This window comes from Mesorhizobium sp. M2A.F.Ca.ET.037.01.1.1 (assembly GCF_003998075.1).
Lineage (GTDB): Bacteria > Pseudomonadota > Alphaproteobacteria > Rhizobiales > Rhizobiaceae > Mesorhizobium.
Map to the genome: position 1 here is coordinate 1 of NZ_RZSA01001011.1, position 2,281 is coordinate 2,281.

The window sequence follows — 2,281 nt, forward strand, 5'->3', positions numbered from 1 at the left end:
AAATCATGCAGCACGTCGATCGAACGCAGCAGCACCTTGACCGGCTTGCCGACCGGCAGATGAAGATCGGCGGCTTGGACCAGGACATCGTCCTGCCCGTTCGGGTCCTTGGGGGCGACGCCCAACGGATTGTCGGCGGTGACATCCCGGGTGTCGGAAGTGCCGAGCTTGCCGTCCTTGCCCGGCAAACGGAAGCTCCACTGCCATTGCTGGGCGACGACCTCGATTGCGGTTGCATCGCCTGGCACCGTGACGAAGCGGCTCCAGACGAACAGGCCGGGAACCAGCAAAGCGGTGACGCCGAGCGCGGTGACGATCATCAGCCACGATTCAAGGCGCTTGTTCTCGGGTTCGTATGCCGCGCGATTGCCTTCCCGATGCCGGAAGCGGAAGACGCAATAAGCCATGAACAGGACGACAGCGGCAAAGACGATGCCGGTGATCCAGAAGCTGATGATGATGGTGTTGTCGATATAGTCCCAGTTCGAGGCAATAGGCGTCCACCACCATGGGCTCAGGAGGTGGAACAACACCGAGCCCACGACGATCAAAACGAGTACAAGCACAACGGCCATGTCCCGTTCCTCCCGGCATTCCAAACGCGCGAAGCGCCCCGAAATGCCAAGCGCATCATGCTCGATTTCCGGTTGAAATTCCAGAGCCGACTATCTGATTGGAAAAATGTTGCTTTTTACGCCCGGTTTTCGAGGCGCAAGGCGGCGGCTGCCAGATGGCCGGAACGCCATGCCAGCGCGATCGCTATTTCTCTGGATCATGCTCCAGCTTGCTCTAGCGGCACCATTTCTCCACGGCAATCGCAATTGCCTTCGTGCAATCAACGAGGTCGCGCACCGAAACGCGCTCATTGGGCTGATGCGCCTGCGCCGGGTCGCCGGGACCGAAATTGACGGTCGGCGTGCTGCCGAGGCCTGTCGGCAGGCCGATGTCGCTATGCGCGCCGAAGCCGCTCAGCGCCGGCGACAGATTGGCGTCCTTCACGGCCTCCTGGAAGACACTCACAAACGGACTGTCGGAGGGGATTTCGGCGCAGTCGGCATCAAGAATCCATTCGACCCGGGCAGGGTGCCGGCGCAGATAAGGGTCCGCCTGGCAGATATTGGCGATATGCTCTTCGATCTCGCGCTTGACGTTGCCGCCCAGCCTGAATTCGTCATGCTCGCTCGGCAGGTACTGCGCGTCGATGATGATCTCGCCGCGACCAGCCATGGAGGAGGGGTGCTCCCCGGCATTGATCTGGGTGACGATGATCTGGTTGGGCAGGTCCATCAGCGGATGGTTCTTCCTGGGGTCGAACATCCAGCGCCGGTTTAGGATATCAATGCCGTCGAGGATCTGCCGGCAGAGCTGAACCGCATCGACCGGGCCGCTCGAATACCAGGCGTTCGGCGTCAACTCCGCATGGCCGCCGATACCGTCGATGATGATCCTGCCCCACAATATGCCGTGGCAGAGCGGCGCGATCTTGTTTGCCGTCGGCTCGGTCATGATGCCGGCATCGGCGCTAAAGCCGCGATCGACCATGGCCAGCGACCCCATGCCGCCGATCTCCTCGTCGACGACGGTGGTGAAGACGATGTCTCCGGAAAGACTGACGCCGAGCCCCTTCAGGATTTCGACCGCCATCAGCATGCAGGCGACGCCGCCCTTCATGTCGACGGTGCCGCGCCCATGCAGGAAACCGTCCTTCAGCACGGGCTGGAACGGATCGGTTGCCCAGTGTCCGGCTGCGCCTGGCGGCACGACGTCGATATGACCGGTCAGCATGATAGAGCGGCCGCCGCCCGTGCCCTTCAGCACGCCGCCCAGATTGGGCCGGCCTTCAAAAGTCCTGCCCTTGTTGGCGCCGGCGCGTCCCTTGTATTTTTCATAGAGCGCCGGGCCGTCCGGGTCCCACAGATCGGTGGTGAAGCCGAGCGCCTCCAGGCGCTTCTGCAGATAGAGCTGGCAGTCGCGCTCGCCCGGGCCGGCCTCTTTCGGATTGGATTTCACGATCGAGGGGAAGGCGACGAGATCGCTCAGCGTCTCGACGATGCGATCGGCCGCTGCCTCGACGCGCGCGGCGATGGTCTCTTCCATGGAAGGCATTAGGATCTCCAACGTAGGGAAAGCCGGTCGGCAAGAAGGACGAACACCAGAAGGGCGCCGACGATCCCCACTTGCCAGACCGTGTTGATGTTCAGTTGCAGCAGGCCGGTCTTGAGCGTGACCAGGAGCAGCACGGCCGCGAACACGCCGCCGACGCCGCCGCGCCCGCCAGTGA

The 2,281-nt window shown here is 62.6% G+C and carries 2 protein-coding genes; both read right to left on the reverse strand.

The window, feature by feature from the left end; genetic code table 11:
* Positions 1-575 (reverse strand): cytochrome c oxidase subunit II (locus EOA27_RS32660; protein WP_145970691.1); only part of this gene is annotated, 575 nt, incomplete at its 3' end.
* A 214-nt stretch (positions 576-789) separates the two neighbouring features.
* The gene (locus EOA27_RS32665) at positions 790-2,106 is read right to left on the reverse strand and encodes an ArgE/DapE family deacylase (protein ID WP_126082319.1); all 1,317 of its coding nucleotides are present in this window, start codon (positions 2,104-2,106) and stop codon (positions 790-792) included.
* Between the last annotated feature and the right edge of the window lie 175 nt (positions 2,107-2,281).